Annotated in this window: 28 protein-coding genes; 15 read left to right on the top strand and 13 right to left on the bottom strand. The window is 59.1% G+C overall.

Translation table 11 applies throughout. The features are described from left to right. The first annotated feature begins 153 nt into the window (after nt 1–153). From FGA82_RS15640 to FGA82_RS15620, 5 genes are read left to right on the top strand one after another with little or no spacing between them, the layout of a single operon-like run. Nucleotides 154–561 (top strand): FagA protein, encoded by a 408-nt coding sequence (locus tag FGA82_RS15640; RefSeq protein ID WP_141127755.1) that lies wholly within the window; start codon nt 154–156, stop codon nt 559–561. Further along, the gene (locus tag FGA82_RS15635; protein WP_141127754.1) at nt 542–1,918 is read left to right on the top strand and encodes a class II fumarate hydratase; all 1,377 of its coding nucleotides are present in this window, start codon (nt 542–544) and stop codon (nt 1,916–1,918) included. The genes FGA82_RS15640 and FGA82_RS15635 overlap by 20 nt, the downstream gene beginning before the upstream one ends. 27 nt (nt 1,919–1,945) lie before the next feature. After that, a complete protein-coding gene (locus FGA82_RS15630) occupies nt 1,946–2,386 on the top strand; it encodes a hypothetical protein (RefSeq protein WP_016984162.1) in 441 nt (146 codons plus the stop codon). Nucleotide 2,387: 1 nt separating this feature from the next. Next, on the top strand, nt 2,388–2,999 hold the full coding sequence (locus FGA82_RS15625) for a superoxide dismutase (protein ID WP_141127753.1): 612 nt from the start codon (nt 2,388–2,390) through the stop codon (nt 2,997–2,999). Between the two features lie 30 nt (nt 3,000–3,029). After that, nucleotides 3,030–3,923: a ZIP family metal transporter gene (locus FGA82_RS15620; protein WP_141127752.1), complete on the top strand. Its 894-nt coding sequence runs from the start codon at nt 3,030–3,032 to the stop codon at nt 3,921–3,923. A gap of 94 nt (nt 3,924–4,017) precedes the next feature. Here FGA82_RS15620 and FGA82_RS15615 read toward each other — a convergent pair whose 3' ends face one another. The 10 genes from FGA82_RS15615 to FGA82_RS15570 form a co-directional block, all read right to left on the bottom strand. Beyond that, nucleotides 4,018–4,299, bottom strand: a complete 282-nt coding sequence (locus FGA82_RS15615) for an HPr family phosphocarrier protein (protein ID WP_141127751.1) — start codon at nt 4,297–4,299, stop codon at nt 4,018–4,020. A 15-nt stretch (nt 4,300–4,314) separates the two neighbouring features. Then, nucleotides 4,315–5,172 (bottom strand): RNase adapter RapZ, encoded by an 858-nt coding sequence (gene rapZ / locus FGA82_RS15610; protein ID WP_038357533.1) that lies wholly within the window; start codon nt 5,170–5,172, stop codon nt 4,315–4,317. Between the two features lie 2 nt (nt 5,173–5,174). Further along, a complete protein-coding gene (gene ptsN, locus FGA82_RS15605; RefSeq protein ID WP_141127750.1) occupies nt 5,175–5,639 on the bottom strand; it encodes a PTS IIA-like nitrogen regulatory protein PtsN in 465 nt (154 codons plus the stop codon). Between the two features lie 11 nt (nt 5,640–5,650). Then, nucleotides 5,651–5,959, bottom strand: a complete 309-nt coding sequence (gene hpf / locus FGA82_RS15600; RefSeq protein ID WP_007912419.1) for a ribosome hibernation-promoting factor, HPF/YfiA family — start codon at nt 5,957–5,959, stop codon at nt 5,651–5,653. A 73-nt stretch (nt 5,960–6,032) separates the two neighbouring features. Next, nucleotides 6,033–7,526 (bottom strand): RNA polymerase factor sigma-54, encoded by a 1,494-nt coding sequence (locus tag FGA82_RS15595; RefSeq protein ID WP_123451690.1) that lies wholly within the window; start codon nt 7,524–7,526, stop codon nt 6,033–6,035. Nucleotides 7,527–7,713: 187 nt separating this feature from the next. Further along, nucleotides 7,714–8,439 (bottom strand): LPS export ABC transporter ATP-binding protein, encoded by a 726-nt coding sequence (gene lptB, locus FGA82_RS15590; protein ID WP_008085069.1) that lies wholly within the window; start codon nt 8,437–8,439, stop codon nt 7,714–7,716. Beyond that, entirely contained in the window at nt 8,439–8,984 is a 546-nt protein-coding gene (lptA, locus tag FGA82_RS15585; protein WP_141127749.1) for a lipopolysaccharide transport periplasmic protein LptA, read from the bottom strand. Before lptA ends, lptB begins: the two co-directional genes overlap by 1 nt. Continuing rightward, nucleotides 8,971–9,543 (bottom strand): LPS export ABC transporter periplasmic protein LptC, encoded by a 573-nt coding sequence (gene lptC / locus FGA82_RS15580; protein WP_141127748.1) that lies wholly within the window; start codon nt 9,541–9,543, stop codon nt 8,971–8,973. Before lptC ends, lptA begins: the two co-directional genes overlap by 14 nt. A gap of 8 nt (nt 9,544–9,551) precedes the next feature. Beyond that, nucleotides 9,552–10,076, bottom strand: coding sequence for a KdsC family phosphatase (locus FGA82_RS15575; protein ID WP_141127747.1), 525 nt, complete (start codon nt 10,074–10,076; stop codon nt 9,552–9,554). Next, the gene (locus FGA82_RS15570; RefSeq protein ID WP_007912405.1) at nt 10,076–11,050 is read right to left on the bottom strand and encodes a KpsF/GutQ family sugar-phosphate isomerase; all 975 of its coding nucleotides are present in this window, start codon (nt 11,048–11,050) and stop codon (nt 10,076–10,078) included. Before FGA82_RS15570 ends, FGA82_RS15575 begins: the two co-directional genes overlap by 1 nt. A gap of 275 nt (nt 11,051–11,325) precedes the next feature. On the opposite strand from FGA82_RS15570, the gene FGA82_RS15565 reads away from it, so the two are divergent. The 10 genes from FGA82_RS15565 to hisC all read left to right on the top strand — a co-directional run bounded on the left by FGA82_RS15565 (nt 11,326) and on the right by hisC (nt 19,272). After that, a complete protein-coding gene (locus tag FGA82_RS15565) occupies nt 11,326–12,135 on the top strand; it encodes an ATP-binding cassette domain-containing protein (protein ID WP_007912403.1) in 810 nt (269 codons plus the stop codon). Then, on the top strand, nt 12,135–12,932 hold the full coding sequence (gene mlaE, locus FGA82_RS15560; protein WP_007912402.1) for a lipid asymmetry maintenance ABC transporter permease subunit MlaE: 798 nt from the start codon (nt 12,135–12,137) through the stop codon (nt 12,930–12,932). Before FGA82_RS15565 ends, mlaE begins: the two co-directional genes overlap by 1 nt. Continuing rightward, nucleotides 12,932–13,399 (top strand): outer membrane lipid asymmetry maintenance protein MlaD, encoded by a 468-nt coding sequence (gene mlaD, locus FGA82_RS15555; RefSeq protein ID WP_007912400.1) that lies wholly within the window; start codon nt 12,932–12,934, stop codon nt 13,397–13,399. Before mlaE ends, mlaD begins: the two co-directional genes overlap by 1 nt. 11 nt (nt 13,400–13,410) lie before the next feature. Further along, the gene (locus FGA82_RS15550; protein WP_038357539.1) at nt 13,411–14,058 is read left to right on the top strand and encodes an MlaC/ttg2D family ABC transporter substrate-binding protein; all 648 of its coding nucleotides are present in this window, start codon (nt 13,411–13,413) and stop codon (nt 14,056–14,058) included. Next, entirely contained in the window at nt 14,055–14,360 is a 306-nt protein-coding gene (locus FGA82_RS15545; RefSeq protein WP_141127746.1) for an STAS domain-containing protein, read from the top strand. The genes FGA82_RS15550 and FGA82_RS15545 overlap by 4 nt, the downstream gene beginning before the upstream one ends. A gap of 115 nt (nt 14,361–14,475) precedes the next feature. Beyond that, the gene (locus FGA82_RS15540) at nt 14,476–14,715 is read left to right on the top strand and encodes a BolA family protein (RefSeq protein WP_008085051.1); all 240 of its coding nucleotides are present in this window, start codon (nt 14,476–14,478) and stop codon (nt 14,713–14,715) included. A 22-nt stretch (nt 14,716–14,737) separates the two neighbouring features. After that, a complete protein-coding gene (gene murA / locus FGA82_RS15535; protein ID WP_007912385.1) occupies nt 14,738–16,003 on the top strand; it encodes a UDP-N-acetylglucosamine 1-carboxyvinyltransferase in 1,266 nt (421 codons plus the stop codon). A gap of 127 nt (nt 16,004–16,130) precedes the next feature. Continuing rightward, nucleotides 16,131–16,766, top strand: a complete 636-nt coding sequence (gene hisG / locus FGA82_RS15530; protein ID WP_007912384.1) for an ATP phosphoribosyltransferase — start codon at nt 16,131–16,133, stop codon at nt 16,764–16,766. 125 nt (nt 16,767–16,891) lie between these two features. Further along, nucleotides 16,892–18,217, top strand: a complete 1,326-nt coding sequence (hisD, locus tag FGA82_RS15525) for a histidinol dehydrogenase (RefSeq protein ID WP_141127745.1) — start codon at nt 16,892–16,894, stop codon at nt 18,215–18,217. Nucleotides 18,218–18,219: 2 nt separating this feature from the next. Next, on the top strand, nt 18,220–19,272 hold the full coding sequence (gene hisC / locus FGA82_RS15520) for a histidinol-phosphate transaminase (RefSeq protein ID WP_141127744.1): 1,053 nt from the start codon (nt 18,220–18,222) through the stop codon (nt 19,270–19,272). Between the two features lie 222 nt (nt 19,273–19,494). On the opposite strand, the gene FGA82_RS15515 is transcribed toward hisC, so the two are convergent. From FGA82_RS15515 to algW, 3 genes are all read right to left on the bottom strand, one after another. Further along, nucleotides 19,495–20,214, bottom strand: coding sequence for a DUF4198 domain-containing protein (locus FGA82_RS15515; protein ID WP_141127743.1), 720 nt, complete (start codon nt 20,212–20,214; stop codon nt 19,495–19,497). A 12-nt stretch (nt 20,215–20,226) separates the two neighbouring features. After that, the gene (locus FGA82_RS15510) at nt 20,227–22,332 is read right to left on the bottom strand and encodes a TonB-dependent siderophore receptor (RefSeq protein ID WP_141127742.1); all 2,106 of its coding nucleotides are present in this window, start codon (nt 22,330–22,332) and stop codon (nt 20,227–20,229) included. An 88-nt stretch (nt 22,333–22,420) separates the two neighbouring features. Further along, on the bottom strand, nt 22,421–23,578 hold the full coding sequence (gene algW / locus FGA82_RS15505; RefSeq protein WP_141127741.1) for a Do family serine endopeptidase AlgW: 1,158 nt from the start codon (nt 23,576–23,578) through the stop codon (nt 22,421–22,423). Nucleotides 23,579–23,580 lie beyond the last annotated feature (2 nt).

Genomic DNA, 23,580 nt, shown 5'->3' with positions numbered 1-23,580 from the left:
CTCGCGAATGCGTTGCGTCAGTCAGAGATGTTGTTACTGAAAGTCCGTATTCGCGAGCAAGCTCGCTCCCACAGGGGGGGTGCATATCCCGGGCTTGTTTTGGTTCTCATTATCATCTAATAATAAATCTCATTATCGGATGAGCCCCGGATCATGAGTTCTGCCTTGCATGAGCAGCCGTACCTCGAAAGCTGGCGCTGGATGAGTCGCCAGATCCGTTGCGCGATGGATCCTGACGAGCCGCGCCTGATCGAACATTACCTGGCTGAAGGCCGATACCTGTCTTGTTGCACCGCGACCTCACCTTGGACGGTCGCCGAAACCTCCTTCCGTTTGCTGTTCGACACGGCCACCGACATCGCCTTGCCGTGGCACTGGCGCAGCCTCTGTCTTGATCAAGCCTGGCGCCCGTTGCGTGAAATGGAACGCCTCTCTTTGTGCAAATGCCGGCTTAAACGCTGGCAGCGGTACACCTGGCAGCTCGCTACTTGCGAGTTGCTTCCCTCGATTCCTCTCATTGAATTAGTCCAAGGATTTACCGATGACCAAGACACGTATTGAGCGCGACAGCATGGGCGAACTGCAGGTGCCGGTGGACGCTCTCTACGGCGCGCAAACCCAGCGCGCAGTGGATAACTTCCCGATCAGCGGCAAGCCGATGCCGACGCAATTCATCCGCGCACTGATCCTCGCCAAAGCCGCCGCAGCCCGTGCCAACGTCGAACTCAACCAGATCACAGCCGCGCAGGGCAAAGCCATCAGCGATGCCGCGCAAGGCCTGCTCGAAGGCGATTTCATGCAGCACTTTCCGGTGGATATCTTCCAGACCGGTTCCGGTACCAGTTCCAACATGAACGCCAATGAAGTGATTGCCACTCTGGCCAGCCGTTTGCTGGGCGAGCTGGTCAATGCCAACGATCACGTCAACTGCGGCCAGAGCAGTAACGACATCATCCCGACCACCATCCACGTCAGCGCCGCGCTGGCCCTGCACGAACAACTGCTGCCGGCGCTGCTGCACCTGGTGCAAGTGATCGAGCACAAGGCCGCGCAAGTGCATCACCACATCAAAACCGGCCGCACGCATTTGATGGACGCGATGCCGGTGCGCATGAGCCAGGTACTCAATGGCTGGGCGCAGCAGCTCAAGGCCAACATCGGTCATCTGCAGGATTTGCTGCCGAGCCTGCAATCGCTGGCGCAGGGCGGCACGGCGGTTGGCACCGGGATCAACGCGCATCCTGAGTTCGCCGCACGTTTCAGCCGCCAGTTGAGCCAACTGACCGACGTACAATTCACCCCGGGCAAGGATCTGTTCGCGCTGATCGGCTCGCAGGACACCGCCGTCGCGGTCTCTGGCCAGCTCAAGGCCACCGCTGTGTCGTTGATGAAAATCGCCAACGACCTGCGCTGGATGAACTCCGGCCCCCTCGCCGGCCTCGGTGAAATCGAACTGGAAGCCCTGCAACCGGGCTCGTCGATCATGCCGGGCAAGGTCAATCCGGTGATTCCGGAAGCCACTGCCATGGTCGCCGCACAAGTGATCGGCAACGATTCGGTGATCACCATCGCCGGTCAGTCGGGCAACTTCGAACTGAACGTGATGCTGCCGATCATCGCGCAGAACCTGTTGAGCAGCATCGAATTGCTGGCCAATTCCAGCCGCCTGCTCGGCGACAAAGCCATCGCCAGCTTCAAGGTCAACGAATCGCGCTTGAAAGAAGCCTTGTCGCGCAACCCGATTCTGGTCACCGCACTCAACCCAATCATCGGTTACCAGAAAGCCGCCGAGATCGCCAAGCAGGCCTACAAGGAAGGCCGCGCGGTGATCGACGTCGCTCTGGAACACACCGACCTGTCGCGCAGCCAACTGGAAGAGTTGCTCAATCCCGAGAAACTCACCGCCGGCGGCGTGTAACCCCCGCAACCGCTTTGGAGGCTCACCATGGAGCACTGGAAACGCACGATCGAACGGGCCAATCGCTGCTTCATGCTCGGCGAATTGATCGACGCCCGTGAGGCTTACCTGCAAGCCCTGGCCCTGGCGCAAGTGTTGTTCGAACGCTGGGCGGATGCCGACGAAGCGGTGGCGGCTTGCGTCATCTCCCACCACAACCTGGCCGATCTGCACTTGCGCCTGAATCAGCCGGAGGAGAGCGCCGAATACCTCTGCGCCATCCATCAACGCTTGTTGCAGACCATGCAGGACGAACGTCAGCGTCTGGCATTGCGTGAAGCGGCGCTGCGCCAGAGCAGCAAGACCTACGTCGAGCTGCTGAATTTCATCAGTGAACACGGCGAATACCCGCGCACCCAGCGTCTGCTGCACCCGGATACCGGCAATGCGCGCCGCGCACCTGCCCCACATCACCATGGAGTCCATTGAAATGGCTTTTACCTTGCCTGCCTTGCCTTACGCCTACGACGCCCTCGAACCGCATATCGATGCGCAGACCATGGAGATTCACTACACCAAGCATCACCAGACTTACATCAACAACTTAAACGCCGCCGTAGAAGGCACTGAATACGCTGAGTGGCCGGTAGAAAAACTGGTCGCCAGCGTTAAGGATCTGCCGGAAAAACTCCGTGCGGCAGTGATCAATCAGGGCGGCGGTCACGCCAACCACTCGCTGTTCTGGGAAGTGATGGTGCCAAACGGCGGTGGTAAACCGGACGGCGCGTTGGCCAAGGCGATTGATGAGCAACTGGGTGGCCTCGACAGTTTCAAGGAAGCTTTCACCAAGGCCGCGCTGACCCGTTTCGGCAGCGGCTGGGCCTGGCTCAGCGTGACCCCGGAGAAAAAACTGATCGTGGAAAGCAGCGGCAATCAGGACAGCCCTTTGATGAATGGCAACACGCCGATTCTCGGTCTCGACGTCTGGGAGCACGCCTATTACCTGCGTTATCAGAACCGTCGTCCGGAATACATCAATGCGTTCTACAACGTGATCAATTGGCCTGAAGTGGCTGCGCGCTACCAGGCCGCACTGGTTTAAGTCTTCTATAAAAACAATCCAAGGCTGACTATGGGCACTGAAACACTGGCGATCGGAAGTGGGCGTATGTTTCGTTACGCAGTGGGATCGCTGTTGCTGTTGGCGGGCATGACCTTGCTGGTTGCCCACGGGCTGGAATGGCTGAATCTCGAGCCGAAGCTTTCGCGGGCGTTGCAGGGCGGTGCGATCTGCGCCCTCGGCACGGCGCTTGGCGCTGTTCCGGTGCTGGTGATTCGGCGCATGCCGCAGGCACTCAGCGATACCCTGCTGGGTTTTGGCGCCGGGGTGATGCTGGCAGCGACGGCGTTTTCACTGATCGTACCGGGCATTGCCGCCGCTGAAAGCCTTGGCCTGACACCGTGGGGCGCCAGTGGGCTGATCTGTTTCGGCATCATGCTCGGTGCGTTCGGGTTGTACCTGGTCGATCGTCAGTTGTCCGGAGCCTCGCCGGAAATGCTGGTGGGTACGCCGGAGCGTCCGGTGATTCCGCCACGAATCTGGCTGTTCGTGTTCGCCATCATTGCCCATAACATTCCTGAAGGCATGGCCGTTGGCGTTTCCGCCGGCGGCGGCATGCCGGATGCGGACAGCCTGGCCATGGGCATCGCTTTGCAGGATGTGCCGGAAGGTCTGGTGATTGCGCTGGTATTGGCCGGGGCAGGGATGTCGCGGGTCAAGGCATTCCTGATCGGCGCGGCGTCAGGCCTGGTCGAGCCGGTGTTTGCGTTGCTGTGTGCGTGGCTGGTCGGTCTGGCGCAGGTGCTGCTGCCATTAGGTCTGGCACTGGCGGCGGGTGCCATGTTGCTGGTGGTGACTCACGAGGTCATCCCGGAATCACGACGCCATGGGCATGACAAACTGGCCAGTCTTGGCCTGTTGATCGGGTTCTGTCTGATGATGGTGATGGATACGGCGTTGGGTTAAAGAAGATCAAAAGATCGTAACCTTCGGCAGTTCCTGTATTGGAATGCGTTCCCTGTAGGAGATGCCGAAGGCTGCGATCTTTTGATTTTGGCTGTCAGCCACCTTCGTCGAAATAGTTGTTGATCAGCGCCACCAGCGCATCCAGCGCTTCCTGTTCCTGATGCCCTTCAGTACTCAGATAGATCTTGGTGCCCTTGCCAGCTGCCAGCATCATCATTGCCATGATGCTTTTGCCATCGACCATTTTCTGCGGATCGGGATCTTTGCCTACTCTGATCGAGCAATCCGGATACTGCCCGGCCACCCCGACAAACTTGGCCGATGCGCGGGCATGCAGGCCCAGCTTGTTGATGATTTCGATTTCCAGAGCAGGCATCGCGGTGTGAATCCTTTAAGTGAGGTCGCGGTGGCGAACCTGGACGTTCTTCAGGGTTTTCTGCAGGGCCTGACCCAGGCGTTCGGTCAGGTAGACGGAGCGGTGGTGCCCGCCGGTGCAGCCAATGGCAATGGTGACGTAGGCACGGTTGCTGGCGGCAAAGCGCGGCAGCCACTTGTGCAGGTAGGTGAAAATGTCCTGGAACATTTCTTCGACCTCCGGCTGCGCCGCGAGGTACTCCGCCACCGGCGCATCAAGACCTGATTGCGCCCGCAGTTCCGGCTTCCAGTATGGATTGGGCAGGCAGCGCACATCGAATACCAGATCCGCGTCTACCGGCATGCCGCGTTTGAAGCCGAATGACTCGACCAGAAACGCGGTGCCTGGCTCCGGCTGATTCAGCAGGCGCAGCTTGATGGAGTCGCGCAACTGGTACAGGTTGAGGTTGGTGGTGTTGATTTTCAGGTCGGCGAGGTCGGCAATCGGGCCGAGCAGGGCGGTTTCATCCTGGATCGCCTCGGCCAGTGAGCGATTGGCGTTGCTCAGTGGATGGCGACGGCGAGTCTCGGAAAAACGCTTGAGCAGGGTTTCTTCGTCGGCATCCAGATACAGCACATCGCACTGGATGTGCTTGGCCCGGACATCTTCAAGCAGCTCGGGAAAGCGCGTCAGATGACTCGGCAGGTTGCGCGCATCGATCGACACGGCCACCAGCGGTTGCGCCAGCTCAGTGTGAATCAGCGCGCGTTCGGCCAGTTCCGGCAGCAAGCCTGCGGGCAGGTTGTCGATGCAGTAATAGCCGTTGTCCTCAAGGACATCCAGAGCCGTACTTTTACCCGAGCCGGAGCGGCCACTGACGATGATCAAGCGCATGATTAGTGCCCGTTCTGCTCGTCCAGGACAACCTGATACAAGGCTTCGTTGCTCGCGGCGCTGCGCAGTTTATCGCGCACATCCTTGCGGTCGAGCATGCTGGCGATCTGACGCAGCAACTCCAGGTGCGCATCGGTGGCGGCTTCCGGGACCAGCAATACGAACAGCAGGTCAACCGGAGCGCCATCAATGGCGTCGAAATCGATTGGCGTATCAAGGTGCATCAAGGCACTAATAGGTGACTGGCACCCCTTGAGACGGCAGTGAGGAATGGCGATGCCGTTGCCAAAACCGGTGGAACCGAGTTTTTCACGGGCAATCAACGCCTCGAAGACATCTTGCATCTCCAGATCCGGCACTTCGCGGGCGATCAGGTTGGCAATTTGTTCTAGGGCTTTCTTTTTACTGCCGCCCGGCACGTTCACGAGGGAACGGCCGGGGGTCAGGATACTTTCAAGTCGGATCATGGAATGGGGGGTTATCGACCGGTCGCGCCCTGGAGGAGGCTTTGGGTCTTTTCCTTATGCTTTTTGAGTTGGCGATCCAGCTTGTCGGTCAGTGAGTCGATCGCAGCATACATATCAGTATCTTCTGCGTTGGCGACCACTTCGCTGCCGGGAATATGCAAGGTGGCTTCGATTTTCTGCTTCAGCTTTTCGACGCACATCGTGACTTGCACGTTGGTGATCTTGTCGAAATGTCGCTCCAGTCGTTGGAGTTTTTCCTCGATATAGGAACGCAGAGGTTGGGTCACTTCCAGTTGGTGTCCACTGATGTTGACTTGCATACAGCTTCTCCTTCGTTGCCAGTGCATAAAGCGGCAGGCTGGATAGCCTGCCACTGGAACGCTGTAACGTGGCTTACATCAACCGCTTGCGTTCGCTCGAAGGCGCGATCCCGAGGGATTCGCGGTACTTGGCGACGGTGCGGCGAGCCACCTGAATGCCTTGTGCCTCCAGTAAACCAGCGATCTTGCTGTCACTCAACGGCTTTTTCTGATTTTCCGCGGCAACCAGTTTTTTGATGATCGCGCGGATCGCCGTGGACGAGCATTCGCCGCCTTCGGAGGTGCTGACGTGGCTGGAGAAAAAGTATTTCAGCTCATAAATACCGCGCGGGGTATGCATGAATTTCTGCGTGGTCACCCGTGAAATCGTCGATTCGTGCATGCCGACCGCTTCGGCGATGTCATGCAGGACCAACGGCTTCATCGCTTCGTCGCCGTACTCCAGAAAACCGCGCTGATGCTCGACGATCTGGGTGGCAACTTTCATCAGGGTTTCGTTGCGGCTCTGCAGGCTCTTGATGAACCAGCGAGCCTCCTGCAACTGATTGCGCATGAAAGTGTTGTCGGCGCTGGTGTCGGCGCGGCGGACGAAACCAGCGTACTGGGCGTTGACGCGCAGGCGTGGTACCGACTCCTGGTTCAACTCGACAAGCCAGCGTTCGTTGTCCTTGCGCACGATTACGTCAGGGACGACGTATTCGGCTTCAGTGGACTCGATCTGTGAGCCCGGACGGGGATTGAGGCTTTGCACCAGCTCGATGACCTGGCGCAGTTCGTCTTCCTTGAGCTTCATGCGCCGCATCAACTGGCTGTAGTCGCGGCTGCCGAGCAGATCGATGTAATCGCTGACCAAGCGTTTCGCTTCAGCCAGCCATGGAGTCTTGGCAGGCAGCTGGCGCAATTGCAGGAGCAGGCACTCGCCGAGATTGCGCGCGCCGATGCCGGCCGGTTCAAACTGCTGGATGCGGTGCAGGACGGCTTCGATTTCGTCCAGCTCAATGTCCAGCTCCGGATCGAACGCCTCAAGGATCTCTTCGAGAGTTTCGTCCAGGTAGCCCTGATTGTTTATGCAATCGATCAGAGTGACGGCAATCAGGCGATCGGTGTCGGACATCGGTGCAAGGTTCAGTTGCCACAGCAAGTGGCTTTGCAGGCTCTCGCCGGCGGACGTGCGTGTGGTGAAGTCCCACTCGTCATCATCGCTGCTGGGCAGGCTGCTGGCGCTGGTCTGGTAGACGTCTTCCCAGGCCGTGTCGACCGGAAGCTCGTTGGGGATGCGCTCGTTCCATTCGCCGTCCTCGAGGTTGTCCACCGTCGGCGCGGTTTCCTGATACGAGGGCTCCTGGATCTCGGTGTTGGGCTTCTGCTCGGCGTTGTCGGCCAAGGGGTCGGAATTGTCGAAGTCGTCGCCTTCTTCCTGGCGTTCGAGCATCGGATTGGATTCCAGAGCCTCCTGGATTTCCTGTTGCAGATCCAGGGTCGACAATTGGAGCAGGCGGATGGCCTGTTGCAGCTGCGGTGTCATCGTCAGCTGCTGGCCCATTCTCAAGACTAGCGATGGTTTCATGGCAGGGGCTTAACACCTTATTCGCCGGCGCTATGCGCCATCCACTACAGGGCGCCGGAGCGCCAAACTTAAGCAAATTATATGCCTGAAACTGAAGTGTTTGCCTAGAGCGCTGTAACAATTAAAGCGTATTAAATCCTGCTTGAATCGATACAGCGCCCGGGCGGCGCACCGGGCACTGTTGCGCTTACAGGCGGAACTCGTGGCCCAGATACACTTCCTTGACCAGATCGTTGGCCAGGATGGTTTCTGCATCGCCCTCGGCAATCAACTGACCATCGTTGACGATGTAAGCGGTTTCGCAGATATCCAGCGTCTCACGGACGTTGTGGTCGGTGATCAACACACCGATGCCTTTGGCCTTGAGGTGGTGGATGATCTGCTTGATGTCGCCGACCGAAATCGGGTCGACACCGGCAAACGGTTCGTCGAGCAGGATGAATTTCGGTGCCGTTGCCAGCGCGCGAGCGATTTCCACGCGGCGGCGTTCACCACCGGACAAGCTCATGCCGAGGTTGTCGCGGATGTGGCTGATGTGGAATTCCTGCAGCAGGCTTTCCAGCTCTTTGCGACGGCCGGCCTTGTCGAGTTCCTGACGGGTCTCGAGGATGGCCATGATGTTGTCGGCCACCGACAGTTTGCGGAAGATCGACGCTTCTTGCGGAAGATAGCCGATCCCGGCCTTTGCACGGCCGTGCATTGGCTGGTGGCTGACGTCCAGGTCGTCGATCAGCACGCGGCCCTGATCGGCCTGCACCAGGCCGACGATCATGTAGAAGCAGGTCGTCTTGCCGGCACCGTTCGGGCCGAGCAGGCCGACGATCTGGCCGCTGTCGATCGACAGGCTGACATCACGCACGACCTGGCGGCTTTTATAGGCCTTGGCCAGGTGCTGAGCTTTCAGGGTTGCCATTACTGGGTTTTCTCGTCGGTTTTCTTCTTCGGCTGGATCACCATGTCGATGCGCGGACGCGACTCGGTGACCTTGTTGCCAGTAGCGCGACCGGCGCTGGCCAGTTTCTTCACGGTGTCGTAGACGATTTTCTCGCCCTGAGTCGTGTTGTTGTCCTTGTCGACCACCTTGGCCTTGTCGATCAGTACGACGCGGTTTTGCGCGGCGTGGTACTGGATCGTCACGCCCCAGCCCTGCACGGGCTTGGTGTCACCTTGAGTTTGCAATTGCTCAAAGTAGGCAAGGTTGCCCACCGACGTCACCACGTCGATATCGCCAGCCGGGGTACGGGTGATGGTCACGGTATTACCGGTCACCTTCATCGAGCCCTGAGTGATGATCACGTCACCCTTATAGGTGGCGATGCCGTTCTTGTCGTCCAGTTGGGCGTCGTCGGCCTGAATGCGGATAGGTTGCTGCTGATCGTTCGGCAGAGCCCAGGCGCTCACGCTTCCCAGTGCTGCGCCCAGACTGAGCAAAATAGGGAGGGTTTTAACGAGCCTCATACTGTCCTCTTACGTTCGATAGCAGGTGTATCCTGCTTTCCTTCAGGTACGCTTTCATTCCAACGCCAGTCGATACACCGCCAGCGCCGTCGATTCTAACGGGTTGCTCGGTCTGCGCATATTGCTCCTGCGGGAACACTGTCATGCGCGTGGAAGTAACCAACAGATCGCGGTTCTGCTCATCGGTGCGCTTGATACGCACCGAATCGATCAATTCGACTTGGGTGCCGCCCGAATTCACTTCGCCGCGCTCGCTGGTCACGTGCCAGGGAAAATCGGTTCCGCGATACATGTTCAGATCGGGTTTGGTGACGAGCGTGATATCGGTTGCCTTGACGTGCTCGGCCTTGTCGGAGGTCATTTCATACTGCACTTTGCCGTCCGGAAGGTATTGCAGGGTATGCGTGTTGGTCGCATACCAGTCGATAGGGGTGTCAACGGACGAAACCGGAGGCTTGTCGAGGAAGCGTTCCGGGCTGATGTTCCAGTAGCCTACCGCGGCGAATATCGCCGCGATGCAGCCGAACAGCAGGAAGTTGCGAAATTTTTTGCTAAACATGGTTTCGCTCAAAGGTAAGCGGCGTTGGCCGCATCGAGGCGGCCCTGGGCGCGCAGGATCAATTCGCAGAATTCGCGGGCGGCACCTTCGCCGCCACGGGCGCGGGTGACGCCATGGGCATGTTCGCGTACGAAGTCAGCCGCATTGGCCACTGCCATGCCCAGGCCGACGCGGCGGATCACCGGCAGGTCTGGCAAGTCGTCACCGAGGTAGGCGACCTCTTCGTAGCTTAGGCCCAGTTGTTCAAGTAGACCGTCGAGAACGACCAATTTGTCTTCACGACCCTGGAACAGGTGGGGAATCCCCAGGTTTTTCGCACGACGTTCGACCACCGGTGTTTTGCGGCCGCTGATGATAGCGGTCTGCACGCCGGCGTTCATCAGCATTTTGATGCCTTGCCCGTCGAGCGTATTGAAGGTCTTGAATTCGCTGCCGTCTTCGAGAAAGTACAGGCGACCGTCGGTGAGAACGCCGTCGACGTCGAAAACCGCCAGTTTGATCGCTTTGCCGCGTTGCAGCAGATCGTTGTTCATTACATGACTCCTGCGCGCAGCAGATCGGAGAGGTTGAAGGCGCCGACCGGGCGATCTTCTTCATCCACAACGACCAGTGCGTTGATCCGGTGGTCTTCCATGATTTTCAGCGCTTCGGCGGCCAGCATCTCTGGCCGTGCAGTCTTGCCATGGGCCGTCATTACCTGGTCGATGGTGGCGCTGCGAATGTCGATGCTGCGATCCAGCGTGCGGCGCAAGTCGCCGTCAGTGAAGATCCCGGCCAGTTTACCGTCAGTTTCAAGGATGACGGTCATGCCCAGACCTTTACGAGTCATTTCCATCAATGCGTCTTTAAGCAACGTGCCGCGTTGTACTTGCGGCAATTCCTGCCCAGCGTGCATGACGTTTTCCACTTTCAGCAACAGACGACGACCGAGCGCGCCGCCCGGGTGGGAGAATGCGAAGTCTTCGGCGGTGAAACCGCGTGCTTCCAGCAGCGCGACGGCCAACGCATCGCCCATGACCAGTGCCGCTGTCGTCGACGAGGTCGGCGCCAGATTCAGCGGGCAGGCTTCGTGCTCGACGTGAACGTTGAGATTGACCTCGGCAGCCTTGGCCAGCGGCGATTGCGGGTTGCCGGTGACGCTGATCAGCTGGATGCCCAGACGCTTGATCAGCGGCAGCAGGGTAACGATTTCATTGGTCGAGCCGGAATTCGATAGGGCCAGAATCACGTCATCACGAGTGATCATGCCCATGTCGCCATGGCTGGCTTCTGCCGGGTGGACAAAAAAGGCCGGGGTGCCGGTGCTGGCCAGGGTCGCGGCAATCTTGTTGCCGATGTGCCCGGACTTGCCCATGCCGACCACCACTACACGGCCTTTACTGGCCAGAATCATCTCGCAAGCGCGTACGAAATCGGCGTCGATATGGGGCAACAAGCCTTGTACGGCCTCCACTTCGAGTTGGATGGTGCGTTGTGCCGATTGAATCAGGTCGCTGGATTGGCTCATGTCAGAAATCGTATAGCCCGATGAAAAGGCGGCGATTATAGCGGTTATGTTGCAAAGCCTCACGCAAGTTCGTCGTGCTTTGTCATTACTCGATACCAAAACCCGGCAAAAGAGCCTGCGCACCTGTCATATCGCCGAACACAGGCTGGTACAAGCCTTGGGCGCGCAGCCTTTGCAGTGATATAGTTCGCCGCCAGTTCGGCCTGCCCGGGATGTACGTACTTTTTAAGTAAAGACAGGCGTCCGAGTGAGAGGCTGCATCGCAAGGAGTTTAGATGAGTGCCGATAACGCCTACGCGGTCGAGCTGAAGGGAGTCTCCTTCAAGCGCGGTGCGCGCAGCATTTTCAATAACGTCGATATTCGCATCCCGCGCGGCAAGGTCACCGGCATCATGGGGCCTTCCGGGTGTGGCAAGACCACGCTGCTGCGATTGATGGGCGCACAGTTGCGCCCTGCCAGCGGCGAAGTCTGGGTCAACGGCCAGAATCTGCCTGCGCTTTCGCGCAGCGATCTGTTCGATGCGCGAAAGCACATGGGTGTGCTGTTTCAAAGCGGCGCGCTGTTCACCGATCTCGATGTGTTCGAGAACGTGGCTTTCCCCCTGCGTGTTCATACCGATTTGCCGGAAGAAATGATCCGCGACATCGTTCTGCTCAAACTGCAGGCAGTCGGTCTGCGCGGTGCCATCGAGTTGATGCCGGATGAGCTGTCCGGTGGCATGAAGCGTCGTGTCGCGCTGGCACGGGCGATTGCGCTCGATCCGCAGATCCTCATGTACGATGAACCGTTCGTCGGCCAGGACCCGATCGCCATGGGCGTGCTGGTCCGTCTGATCCGCCTGCTCAACGACGCGCTGGGGATCACCAGTATCGTGGTGTCCCACGATCTGGCCGAAACCGCGAGCATCGCCGACTACATCTATGTCGTCGGTGATGGTCAGGTGCTGGGGCAGGGGACGCCGGACGAGTTGATGAACTCGGACGAACCGCGTATCCGTCAGTTCATGACCGGCGATCCCGATGGCCCGGTGCCGTACCATTTTCCAGCGACGGATTACCGCGCAGATCTTCTGGGGAAGCGCTGATGCGCAGAATTTCATTAATAGAACGCGTACGCCGGTTCGGCGAGGCGGCGATCGACGCCGTCGCGGTGTTCGGTCGGGCGACATTGTTCCTGTTTCACGCTCTGCTGGGGCGCGGCGGGATCAGCGGCGGCTTCAGCTTGCTGGTCAAGCAACTGCATTCAGTCGGCGTGATGTCGCTGGTGATCATCGTCGTTTCCGGGATCTTCATCGGCATGGTGCTGGCGCTGCAGGGCTTCAGCATTCTGTCCAGCTACGGTTCGGAGCAGGCGGTGGGGCAGATGGTTGCGCTGACCCTGTTGCGTGAGCTCGGCCCGGTGGTGACCGCACTATTGTTCGCCGGTCGTGCCGGTTCGGCGTTGACCGCAGAGATCGGCAACATGAAGTCCACCGAACAGCTTTCCAGCCTGGAAATGATCGGCGTCGATCCGCTCAAATACATTATTGCCCCGCGCCTATGGGCCGGCTTCATTTCTCTGCCGGTGCTGGCGATGATCTTCAGCGTGGTAGGTATCTGGGGCGGTTCGTGGGTGGCCGTCGACTGGCTGGGTGTGTATGAAGGCTCTTATTGGGCGAACATGCAGAACAGCGTGAACTTCACCAGTGACGTGCTCAATGGCGTGATCAAAAGTATTGTTTTTGCCTTTGTAGTGACCTGGATCGCCGTATTCCAAGGCTACGACTGTGAGCCCACATCCGAGGGAATCAGTCGTGCCACCACCAAGACCGTGGTGTTTGCCTCGCTGGCAGTGCTCGGCCTGGACTTTATTCTGACCGCTTTGATGTTTGGAGATTTCTGATGCAAAACCGCACCCTGGAAATCGGTGTCGGCCTGTTCCTGCTGGCAGGGATCCTGGCTTTGTTGCTGCTTGCTTTGCGGGTCAGTGGTCTGTCTCCGACGTCGACCACTGACACCTATAAACTCTATGCCTATTTCGACAATATCGCCGGTTTGACGGTTAGAGCCAAAGTGACCATGGCCGGTGTGACCATCGGCAAAGTCACGGCAATCGATCTGGATCGCGACAGCTTCACCGGTCGGGTCACCCTGCAAGTGGATAAAAAGGTCGACAACCTGCCGACCGACTCCACAGCGTCTATCCTGACCGCTGGCCTGCTGGGCGAGAAGTACATCGGTATCAGCGTCGGCGGGGAAGACAAACCGCTGAAGGATGGTGGAACCATTCACGACACGCAGTCGTCACTGGTACTGGAAGACCTGATCGGTAAATTCCTGCTCAATACCGTTAGCAAAGACGCCAAATGAGGAGCTTTTGAATGATCTCTATCTTGCGACGCAGCCTGTTGGTGCTGCTGGCGGCCTTGCCGTTGATGGGTAACGCCGTGGCTGCTGCGACTTCGGCACATGATCTGGTTCAGGACACAACCACCCGGTTGCTGGCCGACCTGGCTGCCAACAAAGAGAAATACAAGCAGGATCCGACTGATTTCTACGCGGCGCTCAACACCATCGTCGGGCCAGTAGTGGACGCCGAGGGCATCTCCAAGAGCATCATGACGGTCAAGTATTCGCGCAAGGCCACGCCAGCGCAAATGCAGACCTTCCAGGAAAACTTCAAGAAAGGCCTGTTCCAGTTCTACGGTAATGCGTTGCTCGAGTACAACAACCAGGGCATTACCGTTGACCCTGCCAAGGACGAATCGGGCGACCGCACCAGCGTCAACATGACCGTCAAGGGCAGCAGCGGCGCAATCTATCCTGTGCAGTACACGCTGGAGAAGATCAACGGCGAGTGGAAACTGCGCAATGTGATCATCAACGGCATCAACATCGGCAAGCTGTTCCGTGATCAGTTCGCTGACGCGATGCAGCGCAATGGCAACGACCTGGACAAGACCATCAACGGCTGGGCCGGTGAAGTGGCCAAGGCCAAGGAAGCCACCGAAAAGAATCCAGCACAATGAGTGAGGCCGCAGTTCGTATGAGTGATGTCGACGAGCTTCTGCTCAGTGGCGTGCTGGACTATCGCACCGGTGCCGACCTGCGCAAGGAAGGCCAGGCGCTGATCAAGTCCAGCAAGGCTGCGTCGCTGGTGATCGATTGCTCGGCGGTGAAGAAGTCCAGCAGCGTCGGCTTGTCGTTGCTGCTGTGCTTCATGCGCGATGCCAATGCGGCCGGCAAGGCCGTCAGCATTCGTGCGATGCCCGAAGACATGCGCGAAATTGCTCAGGTCAGTGAACTGACCGAACTGTTGGCGCACCCCTGAACCCGCATCAATAAAGAAGCCCCCCGTCAGAGTCCTGCCATGCGGGGTTCGCAGGCGCGGGGCTTTTTTGTATGATGTCCGACCCGTGCGCACAGGGCGCCGATTGAGGTTGAGCATGCAGGCCGTAGAAGTGAAGAGCTTCCTTGAAGGAAAGCTGCCCGGAACGTTGGTAGAAGTTGAGGGCGAAGGCTGCAATTTCCAGCTGAACGTGATTAGCGATGAACTGGCGGCGTTGAGCCCGGTGAAGCGTCAGCAGCAGGTCTATGCCCATTTGAACCCATGGATCACCGATGGCAGCATCCATGCGGTCACTATGAAATTTTTCAGCAGCGCGGCCTGGGCCGAGCGCACCTGAGCCTAAGGGCGTCGAGATTCTTATGGATAAATTGATTATTACCGGTGGCGCTCGTCTTGATGGCGAGATCCGCATTTCCGGCGCAAAAAACTCCGCCCTGCCGATCCTGGCGGCCACCCTGCTGTGCGATGGCCCGGTGACCGTTGGCAACCTGCCGCACTTGCACGACATCACCACCATGATCGAGCTGTTCGGTCGCATGGGCATTGAGCCGGTGATCGACGAGAAACTCAGCGTCGAAATCGACCCGCGTACCATCAAGACCCTGATCGCGCCGTACGAACTGGTGAAAACCATGCGTGCCTCGATCCTGGTACTGGGCCCGATGGTTGCCCGTTTCGGTGAAGCCGAAGTTGCACTGCCTGGCGGTTGCGCCATCGGTTCGCGTCCGGTTGACCTGCACATCCGTGGCCTCGAAGCCATGGGCGCGGTGATCGACGTCGAAGGCGGCTACATCAAGGCCAAGGCGCCTGAAGGCGGCCTGCGCGGTGCGCACTTCTTCTTCGATACCGTCAGTGTGACCGGTACCGAGAACATCATGATGGCCGCCGCTCTGGCCAAGGGCCGCAGTGTGTTGCAGAACGCCGCCCGTGAACCGGAAGTGGTTGACCTGGCGAACTTCCTCAACGCCATGGGCGCCAAGGTGTCCGGTGCTGGTACCGACACCATCACCATCGATGGCGTCGAGCGTCTGGGTTCGGCTTTCTATAAGGTCATGCCTGACCGTATCGAAACCGGCACCTACCTGGTTGCCGCTGCCGTGACCGGTGGTCGCGTCAAGGTCAAGGACACCGATCCGACCATCCTTGAAGCGGTTCTGGAAAAACTCCGTGAAGCCGGCGCAGAAATCACCTGTGGTGAAGACTGGATCGAGCTGAACATGCACGGCAAGCGTCCGAAAGCAGTCAACGTGCGCACTGCGCCGTACCCTGCATTCCCGACCGACATGCAAGCGCAGTTCATCTCGCTCAACGCCATTGCCGAAGGCACCGGTGCGGTGATCGAGACGATCTTCGAAAACCGTTTCATGCACGTGTACGAACTGCACCGCATGGGCGCCAAGATCCAGGTCGAAGGCAACACTGCCATCGTTACCGGTACTGAAGTCCTCAAGGGCGCGCCAGTGATGGCCACCGACCTGCGTGCTTCGGCCAGTCTGGTGATCTCGGCACTGGTTGCCGAAGGCGACACGCTGATCGACCGCATCTACCACATCGACCGTGGTTATGAGTGCATCGAAGAAAAACTGCAGATGCTGGGCGCCAAGATCCGTCGCGTTCCGGGCTGATTGCTGCATTGGGACACAGGGACGTGTCCACTGAATTCGTTTTGAGTCGAGCCGGTTTCCGGCTCGATGTATGTCCGGCGCCGATTGCGACCGGACATGAGTACCTTGATAAGGACTGACGTTTCCCATGTTGACCATCGCACTGTCCAAGGGCCGCATCCTTGACGACACCCTGCCGCTTCTCGCCGAAGCGGGCATTGTGCCGACCGAGAATCCGGACAAGAGCCGCAAGCTGATCATTCCCACGACGCAGGACGACGTTCGTCTGCTGATCGTGCGTGCCACCGATGTGCCGACCTATGTCGAGCATGGCGCGGCTGACCTCGGCGTGGCCGGTAAAGACGTGCTGATGGAATACACCGGTCAGGGCCTGTACGAGCCTCTGGACCTGCAGATCGCCCAGTGCAAGCTGATGACCGCCGGCAAGATCGGCGCGCCTGAGCCCAAGGGCCGTCTGCGCGTGGCGACCAAATTCGTCAACGTTGCCAAGCGTTACTACGCCGAGCAGGGCCGTCAGGTCGACATCATCAAGCTGTACGGCTCGATGGAGCTGGCACCGCTGATCGGTCTGGCCGACAAGATCATCGACGTGGTCGACACCGGTAACACCTTGCGCGCCAACGGCCTGGAACCTCAGGAACTGATCGCCACGATCAGCTCGCGCCTGGTGGTCAACAAGGCTTCGATGAAGATGCAACACGCCCGAATCCAGGCGTTGATCGATACCCTGCGCAACGCAGTGGAATCGCGACACCGCGGCTGATTCACCTGCGCGACGTTAAGTCGCGCCCGTCTATCCGCCTCATAGCCAGAATCTCAGGTGCCCAAGCGGAAACGACTGCTAAGTTAGGGCGCCTGAGTTTTTGCCATTCCTATGAGGCTCTCGCTATGACCGCACCGACTGCAATTCGCCGACTCAACGCTGCTGACCCGGATTTCGCGCATCATCTGGATCATCTGCTGAGCTGGGAAAGTGTGTCTGACGACTCGGTCAATCAGCGGGTGCTGGACATCATCAAGGCTGTGCGCGAACGCGGTGACGCGGCGCTGGTGGAGTTCACCCAGAAATTCGATGGCCTCGAAGTCGCCTCGATGGCCGACCTGATCCTGCCGCGCGAGCGTCTGGAACTGGCCCTGACCCGCATCACCGTGGCGCAGCGCGAAGCACTGGAAAAAGCCGCCGCTCGCGTGCGTAGCTACCACGAAAAACAGAAGCAGGATTCCTGGAGCTACACCGAGGCCGACGGCACCGTGCTCGGCCAGAAGGTTACGCCGCTGGATCGTGCCGGTCTGTACGTGCCGGGCGGCAAGGCGTCGTACCCGTCGTCGGTGTTGATGAATGCGATTCCGGCCAAAGTGGCGGGTGTGACCGAAGTGGTCATGGTCGTGCCAACGCCGCGCGGCGAAATCAACGAGCTGGTGCTGGCGGCCGCGTGCATCGCTGGCGTTGACCGTGTGTTCACGATAGGTGGCGCGCAAGCCGTCGCTGCGTTGGCCTACGGCACCGAAAGCGTGCCGAAGGTCGACAAAGTGGTTGGCCCGGGCAACATCTATGTCGCCACCGCCAAGCGTCACGTATTCGGTCAGGTCGGCATCGACATGATCGCCGGTCCTTCGGAAATTCTCGTGGTGTGCGACGGCCAGACCGATCCGGACTGGATCGCCATGGACCTGTTTTCGCAAGCCGAGCACGACGAAGACGCCCAGGCGATCCTGGTCAGCCCGGACGCCGAGTTCCTCGACAAGGTCGCGGCGAGCATCGACAAACTGCTGCCGACCATGGACCGCGCAACCATCATCGAAACGTCGATCAATGGCCGTGGTGCGCTGATTCACGTGCGCGATATGGCGCAAGCCATCGAAGTCGCCAACCGCATCGCCCCGGAACACTTGGAGCTGTCGGTCGCCGACCCACAGGCCTGGCTGCCGCAGATCCGCCACGCAGGCGCGATCTTCATGGGCCGTCATACTTCCGAAGCGCTGGGCGATTACTGCGCAGGTCCGAACCACGTATTGCCGACGTCCGGCACTGCGCGGTTCTCCTCACCGCTGGGCGTGTACGACTTCCAGAAGCGTTCGTCGATCATTTTCTGCTCCGAGGCCGGTGCTTCCGAGCTGGGTAAAACTGCATCCGTGCTGGCCCGTGGCGAATCCCTGAGCGCTCACGCGCGCAGCGCCGAATACCGCATCAAAGACGAATCGAAGGGGAACTGAACATGAGCAAATTCTGGAGCCCGTTCGTCAAGGATCTGGTGCCGTACGTGCCGGGCGAACAGCCAAAGCTGACCAAACTGGTCAAGCTCAACACCAACGAAAACCCGTACGGCCCATCGCCAAAAGCCTTGGCGGCGATGCAGGTCGAACTGAATGACAACCTGCGTCTGTACCCGGACCCGAACAGTGACCTGCTGAAAACTGCGGTCGCCAACTACTACGGCGTGCAAAGCAATCAGGTCTTTCTGGGCAACGGTTCGGACGAAGTGCTTGCGCACATTTTCCACGGCTTGCTGCAACACGATAAGCCGCTGTTGTTCCCCGACATCAGCTACAGCTTCTATCCGGTTTACTGCGGTTTGTACGGCATCGAGTTTGATGCGCTGCCGCTGGACGCGCAGTTCCAGATCAACCCGGCGGACTATGCGAAGCCGAATGGCGGGATCATTTTTCCTAACCCTAATGCACCCACCGGTTGCCTGTTGGCACTGGATGCGGTCGAGCAGATCCTCAAGGCCAGCGCGGATTCGGTGGTGGTGGTGGACGAGGCTTATATCGACTTCGGCGGTGAAACCGCGATTAGTCTGGTGGACCGTTATCCGAACCTGCTGGTGACGCAAACCCTGTCCAAGTCGCGCTCGCTGGCGGGCCTGCGTGTGGGCTTTGCGGTGGGGCATCCGGACCTGATCGAGGCACTGGAGCGGATCAAGAACAGCTTCAACTCGTATCCGCTGGATCGTCTGGCGATTGTCGGCGCAGCGGCGGCGTTCGAGGATCGAGAGCATTTCGACAAGACCTGCCGACTGGTGATCGAGAGCCGTGAGTGGGTGATTGCGCAATTGCAGACCAAGGGGTTTGAAGTGTTGCCGTCGGCGGCGAACTTCATCTTCGCCCGGCATCCGCAGCATGATGCGGCGGGGTTGGCGGCCAAGCTGCGTGAGCAGGGCGTGATTGTCAGGCACTTCAAGCAGGAGCGGATTGCGCAGTTCCTGCGGATTTCGATTGGTACGCCGGAGCAGAATCAGGCGCTGATCGATGGGCTTGGCGATCTCTAAAGGCAAGAGCCCCTCATCGGAACGCCGCCCGCCTAACCCTCTCCCAAAGGGAGAGGGGACTGACCGAGGCGCACTTTAGAGATACACCGACTTGAGATATCGAGTCGAACTCCAGTGTTGAAGAGCAAACAGATTTGCTCCCTTTCCCCCTCGCCCCCTTGGGGGAAAGGGTTGGGGTGAGGGGGTAATTTTCGGATTCAACAAATATCTCGAGTACACCACTTATTCGTGATGCGGTTCGCCAAGGAAGGTCAGTGAGCTGAACAAGCCGCGACTGTTCACATCAGCACTGTCCTTGACCGGCACCTCAACCTGCGCCGCAATCACATTCAACCCTTCATTCCTCACCAACACCTGCGCCCGACCATCCTTGTCAGTCTCGGTGCTCAACGTGTCAGGCGCGCTGCGATAGTCGCCAACCAACTTCACCCCGGCCGCCGGTTTGCCATCGAGCAACACTCGCACCGGCAATGACTTGCCCGGCCCAACCGTCAGCGGATCAACCTCCGGCAGAATCAACAATTTGATTTGATCAAGCTTCGGTAACTTCGCCCCCGGCTGATAAATCGCCAAACTGTATTTGAACGTCTCGGTCGCCTCGACAGCGCCCGGCACCTTGCTGCGTCCTTCGTTGACCCACTTCTTGTCAGCCGTTTGCGACCACATGCCATTGTTCAGCGCCACGGCCATCACCGCAGGCGACTTCAGCGGTTTCAAACGCGCGTGATCCGCCAGACGCTCGACGCTGACCGGAATCATCTTGCCGGCAACGTCGTAGGCCCAGGCGCCGCTGATCTTCTGCGCTTTGAACGCATTGTCCTCAGCGCCGTGACCGTAGACCACTTCGATATTGCCGCGACGTTGCTCGGTCCACAGGCCATGAGCCGAGACTTGACCGGTGAACAGCGCGGCGATGAGCACAAGGGATTTGCCGTATTGCATGGTGACGTCCTTTTACAGGTTGAGTGTCAGGCTGACGGTGAAATTGCGCGGCTCGCCGGGGTTGACCCAGTAGTTGCTGTAGGAGCGCTCGTAGTACTTTTCGTCGAAGAGATTGTTCAGGTTCAGGCCGACGGTGACGTTGTCGCTGGCTTTGTAATGAGCCAGCAGGTCGACGGTCTGGTAGGCCGGCAATTCGAAGTCGCTGCCGGATTCTCCTGATCGATCTCCGACATAAGTGAACGCCGCGCCGACATCCGAGCCGCGCAGATGGCCATCCTGAAACTCATAAACGCCAAGCAGGCTGCCGCTGCGTTTGGCCACGCCGAGGATGCGACTGCCGGTGGGAATTGCCGCGTCACCCTTGGTCACTTCTGCGTCGATGTAAGCAAAGGCGCCGATCACCCGCACTGCGTCAGTCACTTGTCCGGTGATTTGCAGATCGAAACCGCGACTGCGCGCCTTGCCCATCGCCCGGCTGGTGTCGCTGGCCGGGTCGAGGGCGAGGACGTTTTCCTTGTCGATGTGGAAGAAGGCGAGGGTGCTGCTCAGGCGCTCGTCGAACAGCTCGTTTTTGATCCCGAGTTCGTAGCCGACGCCTTCTTCCGGGTCGAAGGATTTGCCGGACGCGTCGAGGCCATTGTTCGGTTTGAACGAGGTCGAGGCGTTGGTGAACAGCCCGGTGTTCGGTGTCAGTTGGTAGAGCAGGCCGGCGCGTTGGGTGAGGGCGTCATGGCGCTGACTGCTCTTGGCGTTGCGGCTGTGGTCGTCGATGTGCTGATCGAAGTGCTCGAAACGCGCACCGATCATCCCGCGCAGTTTGTCGGTGATGACGATCTGATCCTGCAGGTTCAGTGCATGACTTTCGACGTGTTCGAAAAAGTCGCTGCCCGAGCGGGCGCCGTTGGGTTTCGGCTGACCGTAGATCGGCTTATAGATGTCGATGGCGTACGGGCCGCCGGCAATCGTGGTGACGCGCTCGTTCTTGCGGAAGTTTTCGTACTCGGTGCCGATCAGCAATTCGTGTTGCCACGGGCCGAGGTCGAACAGCCCGCGCAGCTCAAGCTGGGTGATGCTGTCGTGCCAGTTGGTGTCGCGCTCGCGATAGCGGCGGCTGTCAGTACGGTTGTCGGCGCTCAGCGGACGGTTTTCCGAGGCGTAGCCCCAGAGTTTGCCTTCCTTGTAATGACTGGCCAGGCGCAGTTTCCAGCTGTCGTTGAGATGATGTTCCAGCGTGGCCTGCAGCAGGTTGTTGTGGTTGTCGATGTTGCCGTCGTTGGGTTCGCCGAGGAAGGTCGAGCGCGACACGCCGCTCCATTTGTTGTTCGGTGCGACGATGCCACGATCGAAGGTCGAGCTGTGACGGACGATTTCGCTTTCCACCAACAGCGACGTGTCCGGGTTCAATTGCCAACTGATCGAGGGCGCGACGAATACGCGCTGGCTGTCGACGTGATCGCGAAAGCTGTGGTTGTCCTCAACGGCGAGGTTGATTCGCGAGAGCACATTGCCCTGATCATCCAGCGGCGTGTTAACGTCCAGTGCGGTGCGATAACGGTCCCAACTGCCGGCGCTGGTTTGCAGGGTGGTGAACCCTTCAGGCTGCGGTTTCTTGGTGACGATGTTCACTGTGCCACCCGGGTCGCCGCGGCCGTACAGACTGGCGGCAGGGCCCTTGAGCACTTCGATGCGCTCGATGTTGGCCGCGTCGGGTGTGCTCGGATAACCGCGATTGGCGCTGAAACCGTCCTTGTAAAACTCCGAGGTGGTGAAGCCGCGCACGCTGTATTCGTACAGCGTCAGGCCGCCAAAGTTGTTTTGCTTCGATACGCCACCGGCGAAATCCAGCGCGCGCTCGACACTGGTGCTGCCCAGATCCTTGAGCACGTTGGCGGGTACTACGCTGATCGCCTGCGGGATATCGCGTATTGCGGTGTCGGTTTTGGTTGCGCTGGACGAACGTGTGGCGCGATAGCCCTTGACCGGGCCGGTCGGCGATTCGTAGTCGGAGATGACGCTGATGGCGTCGAGTTCGAGGGGTTGTGGTTCTTCGGCGAAGACCGGATCAACCAGTAAACCGAGGCTCAGGCCGAGCAGGGAGGCCTTTGTTCGAGACGACATGTTATGTTGTTCCAATTCTTAGAATTGAAACAATATAACATGACTGTTGAGAATGTCTTTTATTCGCGCACTTGGCGCGAACAAAATTTTATTCTTCTTTTTCTTTCACCGGCGCCGGTGGCGGACGCAGGCCGATTTCAGCGGTGAGCTTCAGCTCTTTGCCGTTGCGCATCACCTGAATCGTCACCTTGTCAGTCGGTTTGATCCGCGCGACCTGGTTCATCGAACGACGGCCATCACCGGCCGGCTCGCCATCGATGCTCAGAATCACATCGCCCAGTTGCAGGCCGGCCTTCTGCGCCGGGCCATCGCGGAAGATCCCCGCGACGACAATCCCCGGACGCCCGGACAGACCGAACGACTCGGCCAGTTCCTGGGTCAGCGGTTGTACTTCAATGCCCAGCCAGCCACGAATTACCTGACCGTGCTCGATGATCGATTTCATCACCTCCATCGCCAGTTTCACCGGGATCGCAAAGCCGATGCCTTGCGAGCCGCCGGACTTGGAGAAGATCGCTGTGTTGATGCCGGTGAGGTTGCCGTTGGCATCGACCAGCGCACCGCCGGAGTTGCCCGGGTTGATCGCCGCGTCGGTCTGGATGAAGTCTTCGTAGTTGTTCAGGCCCAACTGATTACGCCCGGTGGCGCTGATGATGCCCATGGTCACGGTCTGGCCAACGCCGAACGGGTTGCCGATGGCCAGTGCGACGTCGCCGATACGAATGTTGTCGGAGCGGCCGACGGTGATGGACGGCAGGGTTTTCAAATCGATTTTCAATACCGCGAGGTCAGTTTCCGGATCGCTGCCGATCACCCGGGCGAGGGTTTCACGACCGTCCTTCAGGGCCACGACAATCTGATCGGCGCCGCTGGTCACGTGGTTGTTGGTCAGAATGTAGCCTTCAGGGCTCATGATCACGCCGGAACCGAGGCTCGATTCCATGCGTTTCTGCTTCGGCGAGTTATCACCGAAGAAGCGGCGGAACTGCGGATCTTCAAACAGCGGATGCGCCGGTTTGTTGATGACTTTGGTGGTGTACAGATTGACCACTGAAGGCGCGGCGATTGTCACCGCGTCCGCATAGGACACCGGCCCCTGCTGCACGCTGGTGGTCTGCGGCGCCTGTTGCAGGTTGACGTCGAGGCTCGGCAGCCCGACCCACTGCGGGTAACGCTGAATAATCAACAGAGCGATAAGCACGCCGGCCAACAACGGCCAGCCCATAAAACGCAGCGCCTTGAACATTA

The organism is Pseudomonas fluorescens (genome assembly GCF_005938625.1).
GTDB lineage: Bacteria > Pseudomonadota > Gammaproteobacteria > Pseudomonadales > Pseudomonadaceae > Aquipseudomonas > Aquipseudomonas fluorescens_BD.
Note: the sequence above shows the minus strand (reverse complement) of the source record. Positions and strands in the feature narration are given on the sequence as shown.